Source organism: Streptomyces sp. NPDC056361 (assembly GCF_042262805.1).
GTDB lineage: Bacteria > Actinomycetota > Actinomycetes > Streptomycetales > Streptomycetaceae > Streptomyces.
Genome location: NZ_JBHJQI010000278.1, coordinates 1 through 4,479 on the forward strand (window position 1 = coordinate 1; position 4,479 = coordinate 4,479).

Below are 4,479 nucleotides of genomic sequence, written 5' to 3' on the forward strand. Positions count from 1 at the left end.
GCCCGGCACACTGCCGGGCCGCCCCTTCGGTGCGTCAGGACGCGGGGCGGTTCTTCGGGCGGCGCAGGCCGGCGTCCGTGAGGCGGCGCAGCAGTTCCTTCGAGCCGACCTCGACGGCGCCGCCGGCGACGGCGTCGGCGTAGCGGTCGGAGGGGATGTCGTAGTGGTCGCGCTCGAAGGCGCGGGGCGGGGCGCCGATGGACGCGGCGAAGACGTGGAGTTCGTCGAAGGAGACGTCGCTGACGAGGTGGGACCACATGCGGCCGTGGCCCGGCCAGGTCGGCGGGTCGATGTAGAGGGTCACGCGGCGGCCTCCGTCGTGTCGCGGGAGAGGGTCACGCGGCGGCCTCCGTCGTGTCGCGGGAGAGGGTCATGCGGAGGCCTCCGTCGCGTCGCTCACTTCAGGGCCCCCACCGGGGCCACGACCACGCCCTGCTTGCCGCAGACCCAGTGCGGGTCGGGGCCGAGCTCGGGTTCGACGTCGAGGGCGTGCGGGTCGCCGGAGGAGCACACGGGGCAGAGGGGCCAGCGTCCGTACTGTTCGAGCAGGGCGTCCTGCACGTCCTGGGCGACGAGCCCGGCGACGTACGAGACGCCCTCGGGCCACTGCTCGACCCACCAGCGGCGGTGGGTCACGGCGTCCTCCACCATCGACACGACCTCGGCGGCGGCCACGTCCCGGGCCACCAGGTCGGCCATTACCAGCGCGCGAGCAGTGTGCAGCGCCTGCTCCACGGGGTCGATGTCGTCCATGCACTCATTGTCACCCGGAGCGGGGAAAGGACGAAGGTCCCGTCCGTTTCCGGGACCCGTCCGGGACGGACGGGGTCTTGTCGCCCCACCGGGCCGAAAGTATCTTTCAGATGTGACCAATGACGTGAAGGAAAGTTTCACCAGCGACGCGCCGCCACCGCCCGCCGCGCTCGCCGCCAAGGTGCGGACCCTCGCGCCCTCCATGACCCGCTCCATGCAGCGGGTCGCCGAAGCCGTCGCCGGCGACCCGGCCGGCTGCGCCGCCCTCACGGTCACCGGCCTCGCCGAGCTCACCGGCACCAGCGAGGCGACCGTCGTCCGCACCGCCCGCCTCCTCGGCTACCCCGGCTACCGCGACCTGCGGCTCGCCCTGGCCGGCCTCGCCGCCCAGCAGCAGTCGGGCCGCGCACCCGCCGTCACCGCCGACATCGCCGTCGACGACCCGATCGCCGACGTCGTCGCCAAACTCGCCCACGACGAGCAGCAGACCCTCGCCGACACCGCCGCCGGACTCGACACCATCCAGCTCGGCGCCGCCGTCGCCGCCCTCGCCACCGCCCGCCGCGTCGACATCTACGGCGTCGGCGCCTCCGGCCTCGTCGCCCAGGACCTCGCGCAGAAGCTCCTCCGCATCGGCCTCATCGCCCACGCCCACAGCGACCCCCACCTCGCCGTCACCAACGCCGTGCAGCTCCGCTCCGGCGACGTCGCCATCGCCATCACCCACTCCGGCTCCACCGGCGACGTCATAGAACCCCTCCGCGTCGCCTTCGACCACGGCGCCACCACGGTCGCGATCACCGGCCGCCCGGACGGCCCCGTCACCCAGTACGCCGACCACGTCCTCACCACCTCCACCGCCCGCGAAAGCGAACTGCGCCCCGCGGCCATGTCGTCCCGCACCAGCCAACTCCTGGTCGTGGACTGCCTGTTCACCTGCGTCACCCAGCGCACGTACGAGACGGCGGCCCCTGCCCTCGCCGCCTCGTACGAAGCCCTCGCCCACCGCCACTCCCCTCGGACCCGCTGAACCCCCCGTCAGCCGAGCGTCATACGTCGACGCCAACGCCGCCGACGACGTCCACGCACCGAAAGAGCCGCCCATGTCCGCTTCCACGTACTCCGAACTCCGCGCCCAGCTCGCCACCCTCACCACCGAGGCGTTCCGGCCCGAGCTCGCCGAGATCGACCAGCTCCCCACCCTGGACATCGCCCGCACCATGAACGGCGAGGACCAGACCGTCCCCGCCGCCGTCGCCCGGCAGCTCCCCGCCATCGCCGCCGCGATCGACGCCACCGCCGCGCGCATGGCCCGCGGCGGACGGCTCGTCTACATGGGCGCCGGCACCGCCGGCCGCCTCGGCGTCCTCGACGCCAGCGAATGCCCGCCCACCTTCAACACCGACCCCGCCCAGGTCGTCGGCCTCATCGCGGGCGGCCCGTCCGCCATGATCAAGGCCGTCGAAGGCGCCGAGGACTCCAAGGAACTCGCCGTCCAGGACCTCACCGATCTCGGCCTCACCGCCGACGACACCGTGGTCGGCATCTCCGCCTCCGGCCGCACCCCGTACGCCATCGGCGCCGTCGAACACGCCCGCACCCTCGGCGCGCTCACCATCGGCCTCTCCTGCAACGCGGACAGCGCCCTCGCCGCCGCCGCCGAACACGGCATCGAGGTCGTCCCCGGCCCCGAACTCCTCACCGGCTCCACCCGCCTCAAGGCCGGCACCGCCCAGAAGCTCGTCCTCAACATGATCTCGACGATCACCATGATCCGGCTCGGCAAGACGTACGGAAACCTCATGGTCGACGTCCGCGCCTCCAACGAGAAGCTCCAGGCCCGCTCCCGGCGCATCGTCGCCCTCGCCACCGGCGCCCCCGACGAGCAGATCGAGACCGCCCTCACCGCCGCCGACGGCGAGGTGAAGAACGCCATCCTCATGATCCTCGCCGACATCGACGCCCCGACGGCGGCCCAGCGGCTCACGGACTCCCGAGGCCACCTGCGCGCGGCCCTCCACGCGACGGAACCCACCGCCTGACCCTCCACGGCAAGCCCCCCTCACGGCAAGGCAAACCCCCACGGCCAAGCCCCGCACGGGCGAGGCACCCTCACAGCCAAGCCCCCTCGCAGCCAAGCCCCCGCACAGCAAGGTCCCCTCACAGCAAGGCCCACCGCACCATGAGCACAGACGACAAGAACCGCGCCATCGCCGCCGCGATCCTCCCCCTCGTCGGCGGCGCCGGGAACATCAGCACCGTGGCCCACTGCATGACCCGCCTGCGCCTCGGCCTGCGGGACCGCTCCCTCGTCCAGGACGAAGCCCTCAAGGCCCTGCCGTCCGTGATGGGTGTGGTGGAGGACGACACGTACCAGATCGTCCTCGGCCCCGGCACCGTCGCCCGCGTGACCCCTGAGCTCGAAGCCCTCGTCGCCGAGGCCCCCGAGCCCGCGCACTCCGCGGAGGACCTCGCGGCGCAGGGCGCGGCGCTCAAGGCGGCCCGGAAGGCGAAGAACGCCACCCCGTTCAAGCTCTTCCTCCGCCGGATCGCGAACATCTTCGTCCCGCTGATCCCCGCGCTCATCGGCTGCGGCATCATCGCCGGCCTCAACGGCCTCCTGATCAACCTCGGCTGGCTGCCCGGCGTCACCCCCGCCCTCGCCGCCATCGCCAGCGGCTTCATGGCGCTCATCGCGGTCTTCGTCGGCCACAACACGGCCAAGGAGTTCGGCGGCACGCCCATCCTCGGCGGCGCCGTCGCCTCCATCATCGTCTTCGCGGGCGTCGCCAAGATCGACGTCTTCGGCCAGACGCTCTCCCCCGGCCAGGGCGGCGTCCTCGGCGCGCTCGGCGCCGCCGTCCTCGCGGTGCACGTCGAGAAGTGGTGCCGCCGCCGGGTCCCCGAGTCCCTCGACGTCCTGGTCACCCCGACCCTGACGGTCCTCGTCTCGGGCCTCGTCACCGTCTTCGGCCTCATGTTCGTGGCCGGCGAGATCTCCCGGGCCATCGGCGACTTCGCCGACTGGCTCCTCGCGAACGCGGGCGCCGGCGCCGGGCTCCTCCTCGGCGGCCTCTTCCTCCCGCTCGTCATGCTCGGCCTCCACCAGGCCCTCATCCCCATCCACACCACCCTCATCGAGCAGCAGGGCTACACCGTCCTCCTCCCCATCCTCGCGATGGCCGGAGCCGGCCAGGTCGGCGCCGCCATGGCCGTCTACCTCAAACTCCCCCGCAACGGCTCCATCCGCCGCACCATCAAGTCCGCGCTCCCCGCCGGCTTCCTCGGCGTCGGCGAACCCCTCATCTACGGCGTCTCCCTCCCCCTCGGCCGCCCCTTCGTCACCGCCTGCGTCGGCGGCGCCGCCGGCGGCGCCTTCGTCGGCCTCTTCTCCATGCTCGGCACCTCCGTCGGCTCCACCGCCATCGGCCCCTCCGGCTGGGCCCTCTTCCCCCTCCTCAACGGCAACCACGGCCTCGGCACCACCATCGCCATCTACGCCGGCGGCCTCCTCGTCGGCTACCTCGTCGGCTTCACGGCCACCTACTTCTGGGGCTTCAGCCCCGAAATCCTGGCCGAGTTCAACGTGGACACGGACCCTCTGGAGACGACAGCGGCATCGGGCTCCGCGACCCCGCCCCCGACGACCCCGGAACCGGAACCGGCGAAGGTCTGAGACGTACGAGGGTCCGAAGGCGTACGGGGAAGGGCCCGGCCGACTGGTGT

The 4,479-nt window shown here is 72.7% G+C and carries 5 protein-coding genes; 3 read left to right on the forward strand and 2 right to left on the reverse strand.

The features are described from left to right. Positions 1–34: 34 nt before the first annotated feature. On the reverse strand, positions 35–304 hold the full coding sequence (locus ACFCY7_RS39930; RefSeq protein ID WP_376490987.1) for a DUF4031 domain-containing protein: 270 nt from the start codon (positions 302–304) through the stop codon (positions 35–37). Positions 305–396: 92 nt separating this feature from the next. Continuing rightward, entirely contained in the window at positions 397–753 is a 357-nt protein-coding gene (locus tag ACFCY7_RS39935; protein WP_376490988.1) for a hypothetical protein, read from the reverse strand. Positions 754–865: 112 nt separating this feature from the next. On the opposite strand from ACFCY7_RS39935, the gene ACFCY7_RS39940 reads away from it, so the two are divergent. From ACFCY7_RS39940 to ACFCY7_RS39950, 3 genes are all read left to right on the forward strand, one after another. After that, the gene (locus ACFCY7_RS39940) at positions 866–1,783 is read left to right on the forward strand and encodes a MurR/RpiR family transcriptional regulator (RefSeq protein WP_376490989.1); all 918 of its coding nucleotides are present in this window, start codon (positions 866–868) and stop codon (positions 1,781–1,783) included. Positions 1,784–1,856: 73 nt separating this feature from the next. Further along, on the forward strand, positions 1,857–2,795 hold the full coding sequence (gene murQ, locus ACFCY7_RS39945; protein ID WP_376490990.1) for an N-acetylmuramic acid 6-phosphate etherase: 939 nt from the start codon (positions 1,857–1,859) through the stop codon (positions 2,793–2,795). A gap of 140 nt (positions 2,796–2,935) precedes the next feature. Then, positions 2,936–4,429: a PTS transporter subunit EIIC gene (locus ACFCY7_RS39950; protein ID WP_376490991.1), complete on the forward strand. Its 1,494-nt coding sequence runs from the start codon at positions 2,936–2,938 to the stop codon at positions 4,427–4,429. The last annotated feature ends 50 nt before the right edge of the window (positions 4,430–4,479 follow it).

Bases quoted from the DNA above. Each gene is read 5' to 3' on its own strand.
- ACFCY7_RS39950 (WP_376490991.1), top strand. From the start codon at position 2,936: ATGAGCACAGACGACAAGAACCGCGCCATCGCCGCCGCGATCCTCCCC.
- ACFCY7_RS39935 (WP_376490988.1), bottom strand. From the start codon at position 753: ATGGACGACATCGACCCCGTGGAGCAGGCGCTGCACACTGCTCGCGCG.
- murQ (WP_376490990.1), top strand. From the start codon at position 1,857: ATGTCCGCTTCCACGTACTCCGAACTCCGCGCCCAGCTCGCCACCCTC.